The sequence below is a fragment of the Ruoffia sp. FAM 20857 genome, from assembly GCF_045528645.1.
GTDB lineage: Bacteria > Bacillota > Bacilli > Lactobacillales > Aerococcaceae > Ruoffia > Ruoffia halotolerans.
The window spans coordinates 1-623 of the sequence record NZ_JBGQRB010000122.1; the positions used below are offsets into that span (position 1 = coordinate 1).

The 623-nt window shown below is 41.3% G+C and carries 1 protein-coding gene; it reads left to right on the top strand.

From position 1 onward, the window contains the following. The coding region (locus ACEN4N_RS11510; RefSeq protein ID WP_407094270.1) for an IS1380 family transposase at positions 1-623 on the top strand (623 nt) is incomplete at both ends.

The window sequence follows — 623 nt, forward strand, 5'->3', positions numbered from 1 at the left end:
AAATCACTTCTGGACATTAAAGATAACCGTGCTTACTACACGCATGATAATTTAGCGATATTAGAACAGCTCATTATGCAACTGATTGCTGGTTATTCGGCAGACTCGTCAGCTAATCTGTTACGACAGGATCCAGTCTTTCAAATGGTGTTAGGCAGAAAACAATTAGCCTCACAATCGTCAATTTCACGGTTTCTGGATCGTTTCACCACGGAAAATGTGGGTCAATTACAATCATTAAATCAGTCGCTCATTGATAAAGCGCGTTTGATTCGCAATGACACCGAGTTAATCATTGATCTCGATTCCACTCATTCAGATACCTTTGGCCATCAAGAACAAACAGATTATAATGCACATTATCAAACCTACGGCTACCACCCATTAGTTGCCTTTGACGGACTGACTGGAGATTTCTTAAAAGCTGAACTGCGTTCAGGTAATCAGTACACATCTAAAGGGGTGAAAGCCTTTATCGACCCATTGTTACACCACTACAATGAATCCATACCGAATACTGACATATTGGTTCGTGGGGACAGCGGCTTCGCAACACCAGAGGTGTATGAGTCTTGTGAAGAAAATGAAAGTCAGTATGTGATCCGATTAAAGAACAATCGGAG